This window comes from Thiofilum flexile DSM 14609, assembly GCF_000380185.1.
Lineage (GTDB): Bacteria > Pseudomonadota > Gammaproteobacteria > Thiotrichales > Thiotrichaceae > Thiofilum > Thiofilum flexile.
Genome location: NZ_KB904813.1, coordinates 22,742 through 43,481, shown reverse-complemented (window position 1 = coordinate 43,481; position 20,740 = coordinate 22,742). Strand labels below are relative to the sequence as shown.

Here is a 20,740-nt window from a genome sequence, read left to right as displayed (position 1 = left end):
TTAGTTAGAAATAAATATATTTTCTATCCGCAGCGCTCTTTTGAGCGCTGCTTTTTTTGATCTACCCCACTCATTTTTCTTATGGCAACGTATGCAATTGGCGATCTGCAAGGCTGTTACAGCGCATTATTAAGACTTCTCGATGCTATTCAATTTAACCCCAATCAAGATCAATTATGGTTTGCAGGCGACCTAGTCAGTCGTGGCACAGAATCACTAGAAACCCTCCGTTTTGTTAAACAGCTTTGCGAGCAAAAAACAGCGCTTACCGTATTAGGTAATCACGATATTAGTTTAATAGCGAGTTTTTATGGGGTGCGTACACCCCATAAAAGCCTGCAAGCACTGATTACTGCTCCCGATTATGCTGAATTAATACAATGGCTACGTCGTCAACCATTATTACATTACGAACCTAGTAAACAAGCCGCCTTAGTCCATGCAGGTATTGCCCCACAATGGGATTTGCTGATGGCGGCACGTTGTGCGGTTGAAGTGGAGCAGGAGCTGCAACAGCCAGATCCTAGTACTTGGCTTAGTCAGATGTATGGTGATATGCCTGATCAATGGAGTACTAGTTTTGGCAGTGATATAGAGCGACAGCGTTTTAGCATGAATGTCTTAACTCGCATGCGTTATTGCCATAGTGATGGTCGCCTTAATTTTTATGAAAAGGGTAATCCCGCACAGATAGTCGATAAGAGTTTAATACCTTGGTTTGAATACCCTAAACGTCAAGCGCTAGGTAGCAGAGTTATTTTTGGGCATTGGTCAACCTTAGGCTATTATGTAAGCCCTGAAGTAGTAGCCTTAGATACAGGCTGTGTTTGGAGTGGTCAACTCACCGCGTTTTGCCTTGAGACTGAGCAGCATACTAGTGTGAATTGTAATCAAGCGCTAAATACTAACTCTTAACCTGCAAAACATCGACTAGCATTTTCTCAATCGCGGGTAGATCGGGAATAAAACACAATAGCTTAGAAATACGCACTTGCCGTGCAAAATAAGGGCAGCGTTGTAGATTACCGCTATAATCATTGCGTAAATTGTCTTCTTTTAAATCGACAATTTGCATGCCACCCTGTACTCGGATGGCTATAAAAGGTAAACCCGCATCAGTCGAGACAGTATGTAAAATTAAATACTTACTGTCAGTACCACTAGAATCATAATGGGTTTTACAAAGTGACTCTAAAGCGATTACGGGTACACGTCGACTACGCCATACTAGCCAGCCTTCCAATTCCTGAACCGCCGCTTCTTCTAATTCGCCATTAGTTACTAACTCCGCTAATAAGCTAATGGGGAAAATTAAATTACCTTCGTATAAACGTAAGACGGCACATTTTAAACTGTCGACGGAGGGTAATTTCATGCTGTTAGCCCTTTAAGTAAAGTTCCGCCTTCTAATAACTCACGGATTTTATCGAGTAGTGCTTGGTTTTGATAAGGCTTACCTAAGAAGTCACTGGCTCCTAAAGCAGTGGCATGTTCACGATGTTTTTCAGCGGTACGCGAGCTAATCATAATAACCAATAAATGCTTCCACTCTGGTGTTTGGCGAATATGGCGTAATAACTCAAAACCATCCATACGCGGCATTTCAATATCGAGTAATAACAGGTCTGGATTAAAGTCACGTAATTTTTCTAATGCCTCCATACCATCTTTTGCCGTTTCCACCGCAAAACTTTCGGCGACTAAGAATTTTTCGGTCACTTTACGTACGGTAATAGAATCATCGACCACCATAATACGGGATTGATCATTTGCCCGTTTCATTACCGTGCCGGTAGTAGCCGTAGGATTAGTTTGGCTAACCGGTAAAGGTGCGCGCACTAGCTCATGTAAATCAGGCAATAACACCACTTGACCATCAGGCGTAATGGTAGCTGCTGAATATAAAGAGCAATTTTTAAATAAAACCCCTAAGGACTGCATCACCGCATCACGCCGCCCGACTATCACATCCACTACCCATGCTCTGGCTTGTCCATTGAGTAGGGTAAATAAAATCGGGAACATAGTGTCGGACTGAATATCGCGTAATCCCCGTAGCTTTAAGGCTTGTCCGAGATAACGCAAGGGGTACTTAATACCGTCAAAGACTAAATGCTCATGCGGTTGATTGAGTTTCTTCTTCACCTCTTCGCCACTCAGACGAATCAAACCTTGAATATTACCCATAGCAAGACCATAAGTTTGTCCTTGCACATTAATAAAGAGCACCGGATTCGAGGCCATGGTAAAGGGTACACGTAGCGAGAAGGTCGCCCCTAAACCCTGTACCGATTCAATCAGTAAACTGCCCCCTAATGATTTAATCTCAGAGAACACCACGTCCATACCGACCCCGCGCCCCGCAATTTGGCTAACGGTGGTCGCAGTGGTAAAGCCGGGTTGTAAAATCAGGCGGTCAAGCTTCTCATCACTAATTTCTTCATGGGGTTTAATAAAGCCTTTTTCAATCGCGCGTTGGCGTAAGGCCGCACGATTCAACCCTGCCCCGTCGTCAATGACACGAATCACTAGTTCAGCATCGGCCTGTACCACTTCTAGGGTAATTAAACCTTGAGGGTTTTTACCTTTAGCTTCACGCTCCTCCGGTGTTTCAATGCCATGAGCTAAGGCATTGCGTAATAAATGCTCTAAAGGAGCGGTCAAGCGTTGTAATAAATGCCGATCTAGTTCGCTCTCATCGCCATGAATCACTAAATCAACTTGTTTGCCTAATTCTTGTGCTGTTTGACGCACTACCCGCTTGAGACGGGGGACTAAAACATTGATAGCAATCAGGCGGGTCGAGAGCAGATCTTGATAGATTTTGCGTCCGCCTTGAATACTTTCCATTAAACCTTGCTCAGCTTTACGAAGCTGATTGGTCAGGTCGCCCTCAATATTAATTAAGTCATTCATACTCTCAGCGAGCGCTCTTGATAAGCGTTGTAGCTCGGAATATTGATCCATCTCTAAGGGGTCAAAGCCTGCGCGTTGGGTCTGTTGCACAATGCCTGCATGGACGCGTGCTTCGGTTTCTAGTTCTAAAGAGCGTAATAAATGCCGTAACCGCGCTACAGTACGCCCTAACTCACCGACATCTGCCCCTAAGGAGTGAACACGCTCATGGGTACGGCTTTGTTGAACATTCATCGTGCTGGAGTGTTCAATAACGCGATCTAAAAAGGCGGTCGGTAAGCGGACTTGATCTTGGATCGTAGCACTTTGGAGCGGGTCATCCTCTAGTGGTTTAGTCGTATTATCATTTAATGGTGCTAATGGCGCTTGGGTAATACTCAAACCTACTAATTGCTCAGCTTGCTCCGCTATTACCTGCTCTAAAATACTATCGTATACAACCGTTACTTTTTCTGGTGCCGGGATCGGTGCGACTACATGCGTATTAATAACAGGCGCTGGCTTTAATGGCTCTGGCTCCGCTCTGACTTCTGCTACTTCAGCAACTAAACCTAACTCATCATTATTAACTGCATGAACTACATCATGTTGAACCGGTACAGCCTCAATACTGACTGGCTCAGCCGATGGGTGAATAGCGGCGGGAGTCTCTACTCTAAATTCTTCATAGGACTCAAGGTTAGCAGGCTCCTGGGAAGTATCATCCGTAGCTGCTATTGTCTGCGCCTCATAGTGCTCTGCTAGGCTATTTAATTGATCAATCTGTGTTTGTAAGGTTTCTAAGACAGCCGGCGTTACCGTGTCTGTCGTTTCGGCTAAGCTACTTTCTGCTTGATGTGCGATATCACCGATGGCACTAAGCTGCGCCATTCGCGCACCACCTTTGATGGTATGCAATAGGCGCTCTAGCTTTAAACGCAGCTCTTTATTATTAGGATTAACCTGTAAAGCATTAAAATAGCGATCCAATTCCTGTAATTGATCAGGGACTTCCTCCCAAAACAATTTCAGAATAACTAGATTCTCACTGTCTACTACTAGCGGTGGTAAGTCTTTAGGGACAGCGGCAACCTTATGCTCTGGTATAACCGGTGCTTTTTGTTCCTGTATCTCTACAGGTGTGGCTTCTACTTCAGGCTCACTGACAATAGCTGTCTGCGCTAACGCAGGCGTATTACTGTCCTGCTCGGCTAGTATAGAGGTAAAGTCAATTAAGCCATCTTGCTCAAACTTAAGCCAATCGGGTTCTTCATTTTCAGGTTTAGGCGCAGGCTCTGGCAAGTTCGCAATTTTCTCCTGAGCCTCTGCAGCAAAGGCACGTACAAACTCCTGCGCTCCGAAGTCGAGTACGATTAAATTAGGCTCAGACGTAGAAGAGTTAGTCGTATCAGCACCCACCTCATCCTGCAGCGATACTTCAGGATGAGTAGCGGTAATAGCCTCCGTAGGCTCAGCCACTGTAGACATAGGGGGTAATGCCAACGGCTCCCCAGCCAAGAAACCTTCAACTCGTTTTACATCGGCTTTGACTATCTCATCCGCAATACAGGCTTCTAGAAAAAAAGCTTTTCTAGCGGCTAGTTGCTCAACCCCATAATTCAGTAGTGCAACTAAATCATCATTGGCCTCCACTACTCCCGATAAGACCTGATTGAGCATGGATTCATAAGCCCAAGCAAAATCACCGAGTGCCATAGCACTCACCATACGTCCGCTGCCTTTCAGTGTATGAAAGCCGCGACGAATCTCGGTTAGTAATTTAAAATCATGACGAGCTTGCTGCCAAGTCGGTACTGACGCCTGTAACGACTCAATGATTTCTCCAACCTCTTCTACAAAGATGTCGTAGATCTCAGCCCCAACCACCTCGACCACTGTAGTATCAGCCATAATTATATCCTGTTGTGCATCAGGAGGGTCTAAGCTCTTAGGCCAGACAAAGAAGTCGAGGTCCGCATCCTCTGATATAGGTTCGCAGGAATTGTGCGTCTTGCTTTTTTTTTATTTTCCCATTCGACTTCGGCTTCAGCTAAATGTGAGTAAGCGGCTAGATCCAAATCAGTGAACCTATCCAAGAGTTTTACTTTTTCATACCCTACTGGGACGAGAGGTAAATAATCCTCGTTTTGTCCAGAGGCTGACAAGATGGCTTCTAGCAAGGTAAGAATATCTGCCAAGGTCGCCATTTCCTCGGTACTCGGCATACGGCGCTTATCACGTAAGTCATTCTGTAGGTAATAAGCGACAGCATTAGACAGTGGCAATACTTCCTGTGCATCCATCATGGTCAAGGTGCCGGAAATATCACGTAAGTTTTTAATCACATCATGTAACCGGAAGAAAGCATCCTCTTCCTTACTAAACGCAATCAGCTCCGTATTCGCACGGCCTAACTCCGCTAAGGCAGCACGTAAGGCTCCTCGTGTGGTTTCAGGATCATAGGTAGCATCTTGGGCAAATACTTGCTCAGTAATATCATAGCCCGTTTCCGCATATTCTTTGAGAATACGCTCTAAACGCAAATAAAAAGCACTCATTTGCATTAAAGCATCGCGCTTGAGTACGACTTTATTTTTAGCTTTATTAGATAATGATTTAGCAAATAGCTCGGTATATTCCGCTGCACGCCCTAACCCTAACATACTAAAGGCTTGGGCAAGACTAGTACTACGGCTAATTAATTTCAGTACGGTTGGAGTCTGTTCAGTGTCTTCTTTTTCTAAACTCTCAATCAGTTTAATCGATTGTTTAATTTCTTCATTCATAGACCCCGCAACCGCTCGCCATAACTCACGACCTGGCATGGTATAGTAATGACGTAATTGCTCTAAACTCTCGCCGCGTGGTAAATACATATCTAATTGATAGGTATCTTTCACACGATCTAAAAGAGAAGCACCCGGCTCTGCTAAACCTACGTAATATAGTAAGTTTTTAATCAGTTCATCCGGTACGATTTGGTTATATAGCGCTTCTCCCGACTCTCCAAAGCGGCGAATCTCGCGTTCCATACGCCCTAGGAGCATTTTCACTGCGCCATTATGCTCTAATTTATTATTTTCTAGCGCTTGGGTTAAAGCCGAAGTCACCCACCATAAAGCTCTTAACCGCTCGGAGCGATTGAGGGTCAGCATTTTATTGGAGACTTTGCGAATCGTGGCTAGATTATCGGTAACCTCTTGTCCTCTGAACCAACTGAGCAATGCTTTTTGCATGTGAGCGCGTAACCGTTTACACGCATCTGATAAACGCTCACCAGTCAATTCGGTGTATTCACGCGTACCAATTTGCTCATTGGTAATCATGCCCTCTTCGGGTAGGAATACTAAATGCTCAGAGAGTAAATCGACTTCACGGGCAGCACGTAAATTATTGAGAGTCGGTAAAATAATAACCGGCAGATCAGCATAGCCTTCTTGTAAATGATGCAAATACTCGACTATTTGCACCATACCGTCTGCCGTGATTTGATAGGTCTCAGGCTTACGGGCAATTTTATTTTGTGCCAGTGCCGCTAATAATAGGGTGATTTCACGCGCTAACATAAACGCGCCTTCGGCCCCTAATACGTCTAGTACCCCTAAAATTTCTTCCCAATTGTGTAAGGTCTGCTCTAAAGCAGCCTCATCGTTTTCTTTGGTAAAGTGGCTGAAATCGACTTGGCTTTTATTAATTTTGGCCTCGAGTTCCCCCATGATCCAACCTAAACGACTTGCTAAACCCGACTTATTAGAAATCATAGTTATTATTCTCGCTGTTTCCGCTCATTATTATAATGATTATATCGTTACTATATCGAGCGATATCCATTTACTTTCTTTTTAGAAATATCATCATCCGATAACTTAAAATCAGCTATCGAGCGTCGCATTTCAGCCGCCGTATCATTTAAACTTGATACCAATTTATTCGTTTCTTGAGAAAACTGGGTCGTTTGCCGCGTTACTTCCTGAATAGCTGACATGGTATCAGCCACTTTCACCGACATATCCGCCTGTTTATGCGATGCATCAGAAATATTAGCAATTAAACGTGCCAAACTAATCGAAACCTGCTCTACCTCATCCAAAGCCGCCCCGGCTGATTCGGCATTACGTGAGCTGGCGACTACTTTAGCCGTCGTCTGCTCCATCGAGGAAATAACTTCTTGGGTATCGGCTTGGATGGCACGGACTAACACATCAATTTTACGTGTCGCTTCCGCTGCCCGTTGTGCCAATTGCTGCACATCATCCGCTACACGCTCAAACCCCTTGCCCGCATTATTATTACCAAAGGTCTGTATCGAGGCATTCAAAGCTAAGATATTGGTTTGCTCAGCAATATCATTCATCACCCGCACAATATCTCCCACCTCTTGCGAGCTTTCGCCGAGGCGCTTAATGCGTTTAGAGGTCGCCTGAATCTGCTCGCGTACTGTCACCATATCTTGAATGGTATTACGTACGGTATGAGCGCCCGCCTGCGAGATTTCCAACGACTTACCCGCGACCTTAGTCGATGCTGCCGCATTACGCGATACTTTCTGAATTGCTTGTGCCATGGTTGCAATGGCAGCCGTAGCGACACCAATTTCTTTCGCTTGCCCGGTACTGGCTTTGGAGAGTTTAGAAACCCGATTATCCGCTTCCTGAGCAAAATTATTCAACCGACTAGAGGTATCGTCAATCTTTATTACCAAAGCACGTAAGGCATCAACGGCAAAATTAACCGAATCGGCAATGGCTCCGGTCATATTCTCCGTGACGGTTGCCCGTATGGTTAAATCCCCTTCTGCCAAGGTACTCATCTCATCCAGTAAATGGAGAATGGCTTTTTGCTGTTCGGTTTCGCTACGAATTTGCGAGTTACGCTGGAAGGAAAAGCGGTAAAATAAAAAACTCAGCCAGGCAATCAGTGCCATAGAAACCAGCCCTAGGGCCCACGTTAGGGCATGTACCCGTGCCGCTTCTACTTGGCTTTTATCGATGAGTAAGAGTGTCATCAGTCCCACAAAACAGAGTACTAATAAAATAAGAGGCCCCCACACGGTGCCGCTATGAATAGGTTTAAGGAGCTGTTTATGAACTGACGACATAGTGCATTCTTCTTAATTATTTGGTTTGCCAATGCGTATTAATGGCTGATCCACCATCATTGAGGTGCATCGCTAATGTTTTAATATCCAGTACTTGCATAGGTTCATTATCGACTAGCAAGGATTGTTCTTCATAAATACCCAATACCGTTTTAAGAGCTGATTGAGGATCAATGCGTGCCGTATCGGGCCAGATATGGCGAATACCAATCAATTCATCTACCCTCAGCCCTAACCATTCTGACGTACCACGCACCACTAAAATACGCGCCCCAGGTGAATAGCCTGCATCGCCTAAGGAAAAAAAAACTTTTAAATCGATTAAATTCAACAATTGCCCGCGAAAATATCCCAAGCCTGCTACCCAAGGTGCGACTCCGCGCACTGGAGTGCTACTTTCCAGCGAAATAATCTCATCTACATCATTACGATGAATCAAACACACCAGTGTCCCAATACGCACCATCAAAGCCGACCAAGCCTCTAGAGTATGATTTTCTGCCTGATCTAACTTACGTTTGCGTTCACGTAATAAGGCTAGACCCACCAATAACTCATAAGGTGACGCCATTAACCCTGCTCCAGCACAAAACGTTTTACTAATGTCAAAAGCTCAGGAGCACGAATGGGCTTAATCAAATACCCGCGTGCTCCTTGACGTTTTGCCCAGAGAAAATCGGTATCAGAGTCTTTAGAACTACACACCACAATCGGAATATGCTGTGTTTCGGGCGCACGACTTAACTCACGGGTGGCCTGAAAACCATTAATTAATGGCATGACCACATCCATGAGAATTAAGTCGGGATTCTCTACCTTAGCGATTTCAATACCCTCATAACCATTGGTGGCATGACTCACGGTATGCCCGGCATGTTCTAACATGCCTTTCAGCATACGCGCCTCTACTTGCGAATCATCTATGATGAGTATATGGGCCATAACCTTAAGACTCCTGTATGGCGGGAGTTTGATCCTGCTTATGGCGGGCGCGCTCATCAATAACATACGTTTGAATAGATGATAACAGGTCTTGGCGGGTGAAAGGCTTGGTCAAATACTTATCTGAACCAGCCAAACGCCCGCGTGCTAGGTCGAAAATACTATCTTTACTCGATAACATAATGACCGGAATATGTTTATAAGCACGATTAGCCTTAATCAACGCACAGGTTTGATAGCCATCTAAACGCGGCATCATAATGTCGATAAAGATAACATCCGGTTTAAAGGCAGTAATTTTAGGCAATGCCTCAAAGCCATCGGGAGCGGTCGCTACCCAACAATCGTACTCAGAAAGCAGAGCCTCAGCCGTCCGTAGAATGGTCTTACTATCATCAACTACCAACACCTTGAGTCCGGCAAGCGCATCGGTATCTATTTTTATATGGTTATTCGAGTTACTCACACTTACAGCTCTTTATTTTATTGTGATTAATATCAGGCTTAAGCCTGGATGGGTGGCAATACTTTTATTATTAATATTTAGATTGCCATGACTGTAAATCGCCTTTTACTAGTGTAGCGACTCTCCCCTCCCAAAGGAAAATCTTCTGACCAACTGAAACTTATCTAAGTATATATTAACCTAACTTATACTACGATGAGTGCTCTACCCCTCAGGTCGATACGCGCATTTTATCGTTTAGTACAGGTATTTGCTCGCGAACTAAAGTCAAATGGGTAATTTCCGGCGCACAGTTACGCCGCAAGGGTATGCCTGTTGATCCAATCCCACGACTGGTATAAACCCACGACTCATTCACCCGATATAAACCCTGCACATATTTGCGTCCTAGATAAGGTGTAACAATAGGGCTTCCGGGCTTAACTTGCACTTGACCACCATGCGTATGTCCTGAAAGTTGTAAAGAAATACGTGTATCATGGGCATACCAATCCAACATATCCGGCTCATGGGCTAATAAAACCACCGGAGTACTATCGTGTTTTAAACCAGCTAAGGTGGTTTTAATATCAGGCTGTCCCAACCAACCATCATCAATCCCCGCAAGGTGCAATACTTGCCCCCCCTGCTCCAGATCTAGACCTTGATTACGTAACACGGGAATCCCGTGACGCTCAAAGGTCTGCACAATGAGTCCCGCATCGGTTTTAATATCATGATTGCCAAGGACGGCAAAGACACCATACTTAGCATTCAACCGTGCTAGGGCAGGCACGAGATCCAAAATATCATGTTCATCGTGCCAGACATAATCCCCAGTCAAGACGACTAGGTCGGGCTGTAAAGCATTAGTGCGTTGTACAGCCCGTTCAATATGTTCTAATTGCGTGAAAGGACGCAGATGGGTATCGGTTAATTGTATGATGGTAAAACCATCAAAAGCAGCCGGTAAATGAGGAATCGGGATTTCTGTGTATTCCTCAACTAACCAACGAATTTCATTACGACGCTCGGCATACAGCTCATCATGGAAATAACTTAATGCACCTAACCGATTTAACCAGCGTTGTTGAGCTTTCACGCGACCTTTATTCCTAAATTAAATTACATACCGAAGGGGTAGTCCTTAGGGTTAATCTCAGCGCTAGCTCGCACTTGACTGAGACCCTTTGCATAAGCCTGTAATAATGATAAATCCCACACTAGACGCTTATGGAAATAATCCTGAGCGGAGGCATCATTATCTGCAGGGTTAGCATTAAATACCGTATTGACCTTACGTATGATTAAATGTTCTGGTAAATAACAAATTCGATTATTTTTATAACTATTCATCCGCAACTCAGCGACTGGGTAGGCTCCGCCGTCAGATCCTGACACACTAATAATTAATGCAGGCTTATGCCCTACCTCCTGAACCCCTAACAATAGCATTAAGTTCTTCAAACCAGAGGGAACTTGCCCATGCCACTCAGGAGTTATCACAATGATGGCATCACTATTACGCAAGACCGTTTGAATGGGTAATAAGACTTGCTGCCAACGCTCTTCATTGGCCCACACGCCCTCATCCCATAAGGGAATAGGATTACCCGCAAGGCTAATGATCTCAGCACTGCTGGCTACTCCTGAGCTTAAAGCCACCTCTTTAACATAGTTGGCTACTTTCTCACTTTGAGAATTTAAACGATGACTACCACTAATAATGGCTAACTTCATAAGCTACTCCTAAATAAACATCCTATAAATACGGGTGCTCATCATGCAGCATCTAGCACTATATTGCGATATTCATCATAAACTCTGCTCTTAAATATACAGGCAAATATCAGACTCACCCGCAAATTCAAAAAAGGTAGCCGCGCCGGCATACTCTATGCCCTCAATGAATTCACTAGGCTCTATTTCAAAGAGATCCACCGTCATTTGGCAAGCAATCAATTTCACATCAGCCTCTTGGCACAGCTCACGTAACTCCTCCACACTGGCTATACCCTTACTCTTCATTTTCTTTTTCATCATAGTGGTCATCATGGTTTGCATTCCCGGCAAAGCCTGAAGTAATACTGGCATAGGGATGGGCATAGGCATACCCGGATTACCAAGGGAGGTTACTTGCAGATTCATTTTCTTTTTCAGCAATTGCAACCCATAAAAGGTAAAGAAGATTTGCACGTCATATCCTAATGCGGCGGCGGTAGATGCTAAAATAAAAGGGGGGTAAGCCCAATCTAATGTACCCTTAGTAGCGATAATCGCTAATTTCTTTGCCATGTCCTATACCTTTAAATAATGCCTACTATGCTGCTTTGTTGGGGTGTGCAATCGGATTACCGGCTTGATACCACGCAATAATCCCCCCGTATAAATTCAATGCCTCTACACCTGTATTTTGCTTTAGAAACAAACAGGCTTGAGCAGAGCGCTGACCACTCCGACAATAAAACACAATCGGATCAGCACTCGCCTTTAGCTCATCTAGCTTTAAAGGCACGGTATGCAAAGGCATAAACTCACCACCGGGAATGATGCCCTGAGCAAACTCAGCCTCAGAACGCACATCGATTAAACGTAATTTTTCACCTTGTGCTAGTCGTTGCTGCAAAGTAGCGGCATCAATCTCTTGAACACCAAACATAGTACTACATCTCTAGTAAATATTAATAAGTTCTAATATTCTAAAAAACCTAACTCACTGTCAAGCAATCCCACATAAAGCGGGGCAGTTACAGCATTGAATTGCCTCTTTATCCTACACTTATATCCAAATAACCACGGATTAAGCACTATGAAAGGCGTTTTCATTACACTAATCAGCGTATTATGGGGTATGAGTTCAGCCCTTGCAGATACCCCTCTTACTCTACCTAATATCGAAAAACTACCCGAATTAGGTAGCCCTGCCAATACTGCTTTAAACCCTAAACAAGAAATTAACTTCGGGCGTCAATTATTCCGAGAACTACGCCAAAGTCAGCGCTTTATTGAAGATCCAGAGATAGTCGAGTGGATTAATCAATTAGGGCAACGCCTAGTGCAACATGCCAGCGGACGCTTTAGCCCTTTTTATTTTGGGGTAGCACAAGACAATAGTGTCAATGCTTATGCACTGCCCGGTGGGGTAGTAGTTATTAATTCAGGTCTTATTACTCGTGTGCGCTCTGAAAGTGAATTAGCGGCGGTCATGGCTCACGAAGTTGCCCATATCACCCAACGCCATACTGCACGCCAATTACAAGCCTCTAAAGCCACTCCTTGGATCACAGGTTTAGGTTTATTAGCAGGCGCTGCCGCCTCTAAAAGTAACTCTGACGCTGCTGAAGCTCTCATTGTGGGGACACTTGCCACCAATATGCACCAACAGCTCAGCTATAGCCGTGCCCATGAAACCGAAGCAGATCGCATAGGCTTACGTATTTTGGCAGGAGCAGGTTTTGACCCTAATACTCTAGCCGATTTTTTAGAGCAATTAGAGCGGGGACAATCCAGTATTTATGGCGATATTACTAAATACCTCAGCACCCATCCTTTAGGTATTGAGCGTTTAAGTGATGTGCGTAGCAGTATTAATCAATTCGGACGCCGCACTACCGCAGATAGTATGGGCTTTAAACTCATGCAAACTAAAATCCGCTTTCTAGCGCGTCAAGATAATAATGGCATTGATCCGTTGCTACAAAACTATAACCGTACCCTCACCACTTTGCGCTATAACCAAGCCGCACAAGCATTAGCTGCGAGCCAGAAACTACCCACCAATCCAACAACAGCCGTGGTACAAGCCCAAGCTTTAAATGCTAATCAACGTTACAGCGATACCCTAAAACGTTTTCTAAGCTCCGTCAGACTAGGCACTACCTCTGCCCTACTCATACCTGTTGCAGAAGCATTAGTTGCTCAGGGGCAAGCAAGCAAAGCCTGGCAATTTGTGAATAGTGCTAAGCTCACGGAAACCACCAGCCTAGAGTTTTTAGAGTATAAACAACAGCTAGCGCAGAAATTAGGCTATTCAGCCGATGCTATGATTGCCGTTGCGGAACGCTCTTTACGCTTAGGTGCCTATAAACAAGCTAAACTCACACTCGAACAAGCCCAAAAAACCCGCCCCACTCCCGCCAATCGTCAAGTGATTACCCAACGCTTAGCCGAAATAAAACAGGCTGAAGCTATTAAAAAGGAGTTAGAGAAGTTTTAGTATTGCTTGTTATCTAAGCAGCGATAAATTACACTTTATCGGATAAAGTAGATTTTTTATAAAATGCAGTGCCTACCCATTACTAATAACAACGGCACCAGGCACTGTTCTAAGCCAAGCTGATTTAAGGGGTAACAGCAATGCAAACGTGGATGGAAGGCTACGAATCCGATATTGAATACACTGCGGGTTATTACCGTGAGCAAGAGCCTAATTTTTTAAGCCTTTGTGCTGTTACTCATGGTATTCAAACAATCAATCTAGAAAAACCCTTTACTTATCTAGAACTTGGCTGTGGTTATGGTATGACTAGCCTCATTATGGCAGCTAACTATCCACACGCTCAGTTTATTGCGGTTGATTTTAATCCTACGCATATTGCACAGGCACAAAATCTTGCTACTGAGGCCGGCCTAACCAATATTACCTTTTTAGAAAGAAGCTTTGCTCAATTAAATGCTGAGCCACTGTTTCTCCCAGAATGTGATTTCATTGCTCTGCACGGTATATTTACATGGGTATCCGATGAGAATCGTCAGCATATTGTGGATATTTGTGAACATCATCTTAAAGCAGGTGGGATTGTTTATAATAGCTATAATGCCAAACCCGGCTGGTCCATGGCAGAGCCGATTCAAAAACTACTCTATGCCACCAGTAAGCAATTCAGTGGCTCTAGCCTTGAACGCTTTGATAAGGCGGTAAAATTAATTCAACAGCTCCAAGCGGCAAAACCACGCTTCTTTGCCACTAATGAAAACGTTATTCAAAAGCGCTTAGATGGGTTAATTGCTAAAGATCGCCATTATTTAGTACATGAATATTTACATGAAGGCTGGCGTGCTTTTTACTTTACTGAAATTGCCCAATGGCTCAGACAAGCTAAATTAGAATTTATCGGTGGTGCAGCCGCTACGGATGCCTTAGCCCGTACCCAACTCGCCCCGACGACGAATCAATTACTGGCACATATTCAAGATAATGATACCCGCGAACTCTATTTAGATATTATGCAAAATACTATTTTTAGGCGTGATATTTTTACTCGTGGAGCGGTCGGACATTTAGATAATAGCGCTAGATTACGCTGGTTTAATGATAGCCAATGGATGTTAGCTAAACCTGCTCGCTTTGATGATGCTGCCTTTAATTTTAAACCCGCACTTCCTAAAGATTTATATCGTAGTCTGGTTGATCATTTATCAGCTGGCGTTTGTACCTTTAGTACTTTAACTAATGGTAATAATCGCCGCGATACTATGAATGCTTTATTACAGCTTTATCAAGCGAATATGGTTACCCCCTATTATGCTAATGTTAATAAGGTTGCCGCTCGATTTAATCAAACATTGATTAAGCATAATCAATCTCTGATAGCCCTGCCTCATGCGCGTTCTAGCTTACGTCTCAAACCATTTGAAGCTCAGTTCTATGCCATGGCCTTGCAGCTCAAGACTCAAGAAGCTAGTCGCCTCGCTCAAGCAGTCTTCCAAGATCTCGAAAGTAAACAAATGACTATCAATCATAAAGGTGAGACCTTAAAAGGTACACCAATGAAAAATCATTTAATCAATCTTGCTAATAAATGGCATAGTGAGATCTTACCCCTGCTCAAACAAGGTGGGGCTATTTAATTTAATTACCATTCTATTGTTAAAGTTGAGTATTGATAAAAATATTCAACTTTAGCTGATGCCATCTAATTATGCTGCCTTACTTTTCCAATTAGATAAAACCAACCCTAGCGCAACTAACGCCCCACCTAGCCAGTGAAAGCTATACAAGCGCTCGCCTAATAGCAGCGTAGCAATGGTTAAACCAAATACTGGGATTAAATGAGTAAACTGTCCGGTACGACCAGCACCTAGTTTAGCAGTGGCATAATTCCAAAACCAATAGGCTAGTAAAGAAGGAAATATTGCCACATAAGCAATGCTACCCATGCTCACCCACGTAATTGGCATAGGATGATTTAAAGCATAGGTCTCATATAAATATAAGGGTAAAATCATCATGCTGCCTAGTACTATAGTATAACCCAATATAGGCAACCCTTTTAGTGCGGCAGGTAGCTTTCTTAATAAAACGGTATAGAGCGCCCAGCTTAGTACGGCTACTAATAAAATTAAATCGCCATAGGTAAAAGATAAAGTCTTTAATACTTGAATATCACCACGTACTAAAATAATCACTACACCTAGTAATGAAGTAATAATTCCCAACCATTGTAAACCTGTAGCTCGCTCTCCCAGTAAAAACGTGGCTAAAATAATAATAAAAATAGGACAAACCGATTGCATTAAAACGCCATTAATAGCTGTCGTGGTTTGCAGACCTAGGTAGACCAAGCTATTAAAACCCGTCACACCTAATAAAGCTAAAGCGCTTACTAATAGCCAATTTTTCTTAAATATGTTCCAAGTCGCTATTAAATGCTTCCAGACAAAAGGTAATAATAATAAAGCTGCAATAGTCCAACGCCAATACGATAAGCTCATTGGGGGTACTTGAGTGCTCACAGCACGTGCTAGATTAAAATTACCAGCCCAAAATAAGGTGGTGAGAATCAGTAATAGATAGGGTGAGACTCGATCAAGGACACTGTGAGTCATATTGCTTTCTGCGCTCGCCTAAAAATTCACATCGTCTAGCAAAATCTTAAGCGGTGCAAGTACAGAATAAAAAACGCCCACCGAAGTGGGCGCGAGTGTTGAGAGAGTCATAAATAGGCAAAGATTAAGACGTCACTAGGGCAAGAAAGTTTCATAGCAACTAGCACAATTATTATACCTTCCATCGGAATGACCTCAGGCCACCACCCTCCCCCATAGTCTGAGGCGAGAAACACCCCCATCGGGAATAATATTCAACCGAATATGAGTGATTGCACCGATATTCAACACTTGCTCTTTAAAGCGATGAATCGTATCCATACTCAACTTCTGTTCTGGAATGAGGTAATCCCAGAACATACTTTGGGTAATCACCGACTGATCTGTCCCACCTTCCATACGTGCAGCTTGAATCGAAAACCGGTCGGGGAAATTACCTTTGAAATGTGCTGTATCGATCTCAATCGACTCGACGATACCCGCAGCACCTAATTGTAAAATGCACCAATCATTACCCGGCTCACGACGGCGGCGTGTTTCCCAACCATCCCCCATATTAATTCCGCGTCCGGGCATAATGAGATTGGTGGGTTCGCCATAATGGGCATCATTCCACGCCACCGCTCGCCCACCATTTTCTAGGGCAATCAGGTCATAAATGGTATTAGGTTGTGAGTAATCAAATACTCCCATCGGGCGACCATAGACTCGTAGGCGAGCAATACCGCCATCGGGATACATATTAATACGCAATACGCGCCATGTTTGGGTATTAGCAATCTTCACCAGATTATGGCTATTGCCTTTTAACGAAGTCGAGGGTAATAAGGTTGTCCACTCGGCTTGCTTTAATACTTCCGGGTCATCACTGTCACAAGCCGTACCTTCAATCGATACTGCAGGGGCATAGTTACCCGTGAAGTGACTGGTATCAATATCAAAGCCTTCAATGACTCCGGCTCGTGCTAACTTAATGAGTGACCAATCATAGCCGGTAGTACGTTTACGGCGTGTCTCCCAGCCGTCCATATATTTCCCATGATCATCATAGAGTCCGGGGGTAAATACAGCAGGTTCAGGGTTTAACATCCGCTCCAAAGGAGCAAAAAACTCATCGGTGGCAAATAATGCTTTAGCTCCAATGGCCGCATTCGCAAGGTTTGTTGAGCGTTTCGCCCAATCGGGTAAATCTGCCGCAGAAGCCATAATCGGTGCGCCGAGTCCGGGTAAAGCCATAATGATCCTCCAAACAAAGACAAATACTTAAGGAACTAACGATTACATACGTATCAAGGTCATAGCCTCTTTTCTTGTAATCGTTGTGAGTCATTTCAAGGCAACATTCATACCACCTAGCTATTTCTCACATAGATAATTACTGAGCTAGCTGCTTACGCCCTCGCAGTAAAAGGATGTTGCTTATGCCAATGGTTAGCAATATCAATACGTTTACACACCCAGACACGATCATATTGCTCGATATAATCTAAAAAGCGCTGTAAGGCGCGGATGCGTCCGGGACGCCCTAACAAACGGCAGTGCATACCAATCGACAGCATTTTCGGACTATCTTCCCCCTCGGCATACAACACATCAAAGGAGTCTTTTAAATACTGATAAAACTGCTCACTAGTATTAAAACCTTGCGGGGTAGCAAAGCGCATATCATTAGTATCTAAGGTGTAGGGTACAATCAACTGAGGAACGACTTCACCATTGGTTTTAGTCACCTGTGTCCAAAAGGGTAAATCATCACCATAATAATCCGAGCTATACGCAAAGCCACCATAATCCGCCACTAAGCGCAACGTATTAGGTGAATCGCGTCCGGTATACCAACCTAAAGCACGCCGCCCTGTCATACGCTCGATGATTTCCATTCCCTTACGCATATGTTCACGCTCAGTCGCTTCATCCATGGTTTGATAATGAATCCAACGCCAGCCATGACAGGCAATTTCATGTCCCAACTCGACAAACGCCTGAGTCACTTCGGGGGAGCGTTCTAACGCCATCGAAACACCAAAAATGGTCAGGGGTAACTGGCGTTTTTCAAATTCTTTTAACAGACGCCATACTCCGACCCGTGAACCGTATTCATAGATCGATTCCATACTTAAATGGCGATCAGGGAAAGCGGCTGCCCCTATAATTTCTGATAAAAATTGTTCTGATCCAGCATCGCCGTGTAAGACACAGTTTTCGGCACCCTCTTCGTAGTTCAGGACAAACTGTACGGCAATTTTAGCTTGATTAGGCCATTGTGCGTGTGGTGGCTGAGCACCATAGCCTTTTAGGTCACGAGGATAGACAGCAGACTGCATAAAAAGAAAAGCTCCCAATTTTTTGCTCAGTGTAGTCATCTCGCTCTAAGACTACTAGCACGATTAGCAAAACAGGTTTGCGGGTTTAAAAATAAAAGTTGACGGGATTTTAGTTAGCGGCACATCATTATTTTTTAGCTATCCTATGGTGTAGATTTACTATGCGCATACTACGTCCTGAACCTCTTACTGCTGAAAATTTTGCTGCTTTTGGGCAGGTGATTGAACTCGAAAAAGCTCATCACTACCCGATTAATGAAGGGCTAACCATGCGCTATCATGATTTAGTTCAGGCCGATACTAGTGATCAAAATGGGCGTACCATAGTCAATGTATTTCGCTCTAATCCCATCCCCTTACCACATAAAATTATTAAGATGGAGCGCCACCCCTTAGGTAGCCAAGCTTTTTTACCGCTGAACTCACGCCCCTTTTTGGTACTGGTAGCCCCAATCTCAGATCAGGTGCAGGTGGACGATTTACAACTCTTTATTACCAATGGGCAGCAAGGAATTAATTTAGCTAAAAATACCTGGCATCACTTTCAATTAGTATTAGGTACTCAAAGTGACTTTATTGTGATTGATCGCGGGGGAGCGGGGAATAATTTGCAGGAAGTGAATGTCATCGGTGAAGCGATTATTCCTATAGAAGTAGGGGCAAATAACTAGGCCTGCCCCTATATCGGTAGCTTATTAATGCAGCTTAATCGTAGGACGCGAGGTGCGGCGAATAAAATTACTCACCGTATCCAAAGCTACCTTTAGGAAACCATGTAGCGCTAGCTGATGCTTTTTATATAATGAGTTATACATTAAACGTGCAACATAACCATCAATAAAGAAAGTCCCTTGCGATATATTGCCCATTAAGCCACCCGACGCCCAATGCTCCCCGACTGAAACCAAAGAGCCAAAATCTTTATATTTCCACGGCTCTAAGGCTTGACCATTTAAGCGGCGACGGATTTGTTTGGATAAATGGGTTGCTTGTTGATTGGCGGCTTGAGCACGCGGTGGAATCCACGCATTAGGTCCTTGCTCAGGCCAAGGACAGGCCGCACAATCACCCATGGCAAAAATATTTTCATCTTGTGTCGTTTGTAAGGTTTGTTTAACCACAAGCTGATTAATCTTATTAACCTCTAAGCCTAAACGTTGCAAAAAGACTGGCGCACGTACACCCGCTGCCCACACAATTAATTCAGCCGGAATAAAAGCGCCATCCGCCAGCTTCACTCCATCCGGTGCGACTTCAATAACTTTGGCGGAGGTGCGTAGTTTAATATCTAGCTTATTTAAAATATCGGTCACCGATTTTGCCAAACGCTCAGGCAATGCAGGCAGAATACGTTCACCCGCTTCAATAATGGTCAGCACCACATCTTTGTCCGGATTCACATTATCCAAACCATAGGCAATAATGCCGCGCATGGTATGGCGCAGCTCTGCTGCTAGCTCTACTCCGGTGGCTCCGGCACCGATAATAGCAATTTGTAATTGACCAGGTTTAAGCGGGGCGTTTTGAGCATGGGCGCGAATACAGGCATTCACTAAGCTACGATGGAAGCGCTCCGCTTGCTCAGGAGAATCAAGGCGAATAGCGTTTTCTGTCACACCCGGAATCCCAAAATCATTGGTACGGCTTCCCACGGCAATCACTAAAGTGTCATAGCCAAAGCTACGTTCAGCCGTGACTTGTTTACCTTCTTCATCCACATAAGGGGCTAAATGGACTAAGCGATTTTCCCGATCTAAGCCGGTCATTTCACCAATCCGAAATTGAAAATGATGCCAATGGGCTTGGGCTAAATAATCCAATTGGTGCAGATTAATATCCATACTACCGGCTGCAATCTCATGCAGCTTAGGCTTCCAGATATGGGTACGGCTTTTATCAATTAAGGTGATAGCGGCTTTGCGTTGACGGCCTAAGGTATCGCCTAATAAGGTTGCTAATTCTAAGCCGCCTGCGCCTCCACCTACAATTACAATACGATGCAGATTAGGATCAGGTTTGGTGGTGTTTTGCATAATGCCTCCTAGGGTGAAAATAATACGTCATATCCACATAAGTACTTGAGTCAAAGTAATCGAGTCTTTCTTCGGCAGCCGCTGTGAATACATCCGTGTACGCTACAAGGCGGCATCCCTGCCGCCAAGACTGCTCCAGAAATACCCGATTACTTTGGTATACCTACTTACTAGC

Annotated in this window: 19 protein-coding genes; 4 read left to right on the top strand and 15 right to left on the bottom strand. The window is 44.1% G+C overall.

All coding sequences use genetic code 11. The features are described 5' to 3' along the window. The first annotated feature begins 81 nt into the window (after window positions 1–81). Window positions 82–915, top strand: coding sequence for a symmetrical bis(5'-nucleosyl)-tetraphosphatase (locus A3IK_RS0116185; RefSeq protein WP_020561016.1), 834 nt, complete (start codon window positions 82–84; stop codon window positions 913–915). Here A3IK_RS0116185 and A3IK_RS0116180 read toward each other — a convergent pair. The 11 genes from A3IK_RS0116180 to A3IK_RS0116130 all read right to left on the bottom strand — a co-directional run bounded on the left by A3IK_RS0116180 (window position 905) and on the right by A3IK_RS0116130 (window position 12,039). Then, window positions 905–1,375: a chemotaxis protein CheW gene (locus tag A3IK_RS0116180; protein ID WP_020561015.1), complete on the bottom strand. Its 471-nt coding sequence runs from the start codon at window positions 1,373–1,375 to the stop codon at window positions 905–907. The two genes, A3IK_RS0116185 and A3IK_RS0116180, sit on opposite strands and share 11 nt — an antisense overlap. Next, entirely contained in the window at window positions 1,372–4,806 is a 3,435-nt protein-coding gene (locus A3IK_RS0116175; protein WP_020561014.1) for a hybrid sensor histidine kinase/response regulator, read from the bottom strand. Before A3IK_RS0116175 ends, A3IK_RS0116180 begins: the two co-directional genes overlap by 4 nt. A 29-nt stretch (window positions 4,807–4,835) precedes the next feature. Continuing rightward, the gene (locus tag A3IK_RS0116170) at window positions 4,836–6,656 is read right to left on the bottom strand and encodes a FimL-related protein (protein ID WP_020561013.1); all 1,821 of its coding nucleotides are present in this window, start codon (window positions 6,654–6,656) and stop codon (window positions 4,836–4,838) included. 50 nt (window positions 6,657–6,706) lie between these two features. Next, window positions 6,707–7,993 carry a methyl-accepting chemotaxis protein gene (locus A3IK_RS0116165; RefSeq protein ID WP_020561012.1) on the bottom strand — a complete coding sequence of 429 codons (1,287 nt, stop codon included), beginning with the start codon at window positions 7,991–7,993 and terminating at the stop codon, window positions 6,707–6,709. Window positions 7,994–8,009: 16 nt separating this feature from the next. After that, window positions 8,010–8,564, bottom strand: coding sequence for a chemotaxis protein CheW (locus tag A3IK_RS0116160; protein WP_020561011.1), 555 nt, complete (start codon window positions 8,562–8,564; stop codon window positions 8,010–8,012). After that, entirely contained in the window at window positions 8,564–8,935 is a 372-nt protein-coding gene (locus A3IK_RS0116155; RefSeq protein ID WP_020561010.1) for a response regulator, read from the bottom strand. The genes A3IK_RS0116160 and A3IK_RS0116155 overlap by 1 nt, the downstream gene beginning before the upstream one ends. A 4-nt stretch (window positions 8,936–8,939) precedes the next feature. Next, window positions 8,940–9,401, bottom strand: a complete 462-nt coding sequence (locus tag A3IK_RS19820) for a response regulator (protein WP_020561009.1) — start codon at window positions 9,399–9,401, stop codon at window positions 8,940–8,942. Window positions 9,402–9,612: 211 nt separating this feature from the next. Further along, entirely contained in the window at window positions 9,613–10,482 is an 870-nt protein-coding gene (locus A3IK_RS19815; RefSeq protein WP_020561008.1) for a metallophosphoesterase, read from the bottom strand. A gap of 23 nt (window positions 10,483–10,505) precedes the next feature. Beyond that, a complete protein-coding gene (locus A3IK_RS0116140) occupies window positions 10,506–11,120 on the bottom strand; it encodes an NADPH-dependent FMN reductase (protein ID WP_020561007.1) in 615 nt (204 codons plus the stop codon). 90 nt (window positions 11,121–11,210) lie between these two features. Next, window positions 11,211–11,675 (bottom strand): sulfur carrier protein DsrE2, encoded by a 465-nt coding sequence (gene dsrE2, locus A3IK_RS0116135; protein WP_020561006.1) that lies wholly within the window; start codon window positions 11,673–11,675, stop codon window positions 11,211–11,213. A gap of 25 nt (window positions 11,676–11,700) precedes the next feature. Continuing rightward, on the bottom strand, window positions 11,701–12,039 hold the full coding sequence (locus A3IK_RS0116130; protein ID WP_020561005.1) for a rhodanese-like domain-containing protein: 339 nt from the start codon (window positions 12,037–12,039) through the stop codon (window positions 11,701–11,703). A 150-nt stretch (window positions 12,040–12,189) separates the two neighbouring features. Between A3IK_RS0116130 and A3IK_RS20560 the strand changes: the two genes are divergently transcribed. Both A3IK_RS20560 and A3IK_RS20555 read left to right on the top strand, forming a co-directional pair. Next, window positions 12,190–13,596 carry a M48 family metallopeptidase gene (locus A3IK_RS20560; protein ID WP_020561004.1) on the top strand — a complete coding sequence of 469 codons (1,407 nt, stop codon included), beginning with the start codon at window positions 12,190–12,192 and terminating at the stop codon, window positions 13,594–13,596. A 140-nt stretch (window positions 13,597–13,736) separates the two neighbouring features. Next, complete coding sequence (locus A3IK_RS20555) at window positions 13,737–15,230, top strand: class I SAM-dependent methyltransferase (RefSeq protein ID WP_020561003.1); 1,494 nt, start codon at window positions 13,737–13,739, stop codon at window positions 15,228–15,230. A 69-nt stretch (window positions 15,231–15,299) separates the two neighbouring features. Here the strand turns inward: A3IK_RS20555 and A3IK_RS0116115 are convergent, their stop codons facing one another. From A3IK_RS0116115 to puuE, 3 genes are all read right to left on the bottom strand, one after another. Continuing rightward, window positions 15,300–16,208, bottom strand: coding sequence for a DMT family transporter (locus A3IK_RS0116115; RefSeq protein ID WP_020561002.1), 909 nt, complete (start codon window positions 16,206–16,208; stop codon window positions 15,300–15,302). A 195-nt stretch (window positions 16,209–16,403) separates the two neighbouring features. Continuing rightward, window positions 16,404–17,444, bottom strand: coding sequence for an allantoicase (alc, locus tag A3IK_RS0116110; protein WP_020561001.1), 1,041 nt, complete (start codon window positions 17,442–17,444; stop codon window positions 16,404–16,406). A gap of 155 nt (window positions 17,445–17,599) precedes the next feature. Continuing rightward, window positions 17,600–18,532, bottom strand: a complete 933-nt coding sequence (puuE, locus tag A3IK_RS0116105; protein WP_020561000.1) for an allantoinase PuuE — start codon at window positions 18,530–18,532, stop codon at window positions 17,600–17,602. A gap of 161 nt (window positions 18,533–18,693) precedes the next feature. Here puuE and A3IK_RS0116100 point away from each other — a divergent pair, with 161 nt between their 5' ends. Next, window positions 18,694–19,203, top strand: a complete 510-nt coding sequence (locus tag A3IK_RS0116100; protein WP_020560999.1) for an ureidoglycolate lyase — start codon at window positions 18,694–18,696, stop codon at window positions 19,201–19,203. A 24-nt stretch (window positions 19,204–19,227) separates the two neighbouring features. Here A3IK_RS0116100 and A3IK_RS0116095 read toward each other — a convergent pair whose 3' ends face one another. Then, the gene (locus tag A3IK_RS0116095) at window positions 19,228–20,565 is read right to left on the bottom strand and encodes an NAD(P)/FAD-dependent oxidoreductase (RefSeq protein ID WP_020560998.1); all 1,338 of its coding nucleotides are present in this window, start codon (window positions 20,563–20,565) and stop codon (window positions 19,228–19,230) included. Window positions 20,566–20,740 lie beyond the last annotated feature (175 nt).

Coding starts and splice junctions, on each gene's coding strand:
- A3IK_RS0116185 (WP_020561016.1), top strand. CDS start 82: ATGGCAACGTATGCAATTGGCGATCTGCAAGGCTGTTACAGCGCATTA.
- A3IK_RS0116180 (WP_020561015.1), bottom strand. CDS start 1,375: ATGAAATTACCCTCCGTCGACAGTTTAAAATGTGCCGTCTTACGTTTA.
- A3IK_RS0116175 (WP_020561014.1), bottom strand. CDS start 4,806: ATGGCTGATACTACAGTGGTCGAGGTGGTTGGGGCTGAGATCTACGAC.
- A3IK_RS0116170 (WP_020561013.1), bottom strand. CDS start 6,656: ATGATTTCTAATAAGTCGGGTTTAGCAAGTCGTTTAGGTTGGATCATG.
- A3IK_RS0116165 (WP_020561012.1), bottom strand. CDS start 7,993: ATGTCGTCAGTTCATAAACAGCTCCTTAAACCTATTCATAGCGGCACC.
- A3IK_RS0116160 (WP_020561011.1), bottom strand. CDS start 8,564: ATGGCGTCACCTTATGAGTTATTGGTGGGTCTAGCCTTATTACGTGAA.
- A3IK_RS0116155 (WP_020561010.1), bottom strand. CDS start 8,935: ATGGCCCATATACTCATCATAGATGATTCGCAAGTAGAGGCGCGTATG.
- A3IK_RS0116140 (WP_020561007.1), bottom strand. CDS start 11,120: ATGAAGTTAGCCATTATTAGTGGTAGTCATCGTTTAAATTCTCAAAGT.
- dsrE2 (WP_020561006.1), bottom strand. CDS start 11,675: ATGGCAAAGAAATTAGCGATTATCGCTACTAAGGGTACATTAGATTGG.
- A3IK_RS0116130 (WP_020561005.1), bottom strand. CDS start 12,039: ATGTTTGGTGTTCAAGAGATTGATGCCGCTACTTTGCAGCAACGACTA.
- A3IK_RS20560 (WP_020561004.1), top strand. CDS start 12,190: ATGAAAGGCGTTTTCATTACACTAATCAGCGTATTATGGGGTATGAGT.
- A3IK_RS20555 (WP_020561003.1), top strand. CDS start 13,737: ATGCAAACGTGGATGGAAGGCTACGAATCCGATATTGAATACACTGCG.
- A3IK_RS0116115 (WP_020561002.1), bottom strand. CDS start 16,208: ATGACTCACAGTGTCCTTGATCGAGTCTCACCCTATCTATTACTGATT.
- alc (WP_020561001.1), bottom strand. CDS start 17,444: ATGGCTTTACCCGGACTCGGCGCACCGATTATGGCTTCTGCGGCAGAT.
- puuE (WP_020561000.1), bottom strand. CDS start 18,532: ATGCAGTCTGCTGTCTATCCTCGTGACCTAAAAGGCTATGGTGCTCAG.
- A3IK_RS0116100 (WP_020560999.1), top strand. CDS start 18,694: ATGCGCATACTACGTCCTGAACCTCTTACTGCTGAAAATTTTGCTGCT.
- A3IK_RS0116095 (WP_020560998.1), bottom strand. CDS start 20,565: ATGCAAAACACCACCAAACCTGATCCTAATCTGCATCGTATTGTAATT.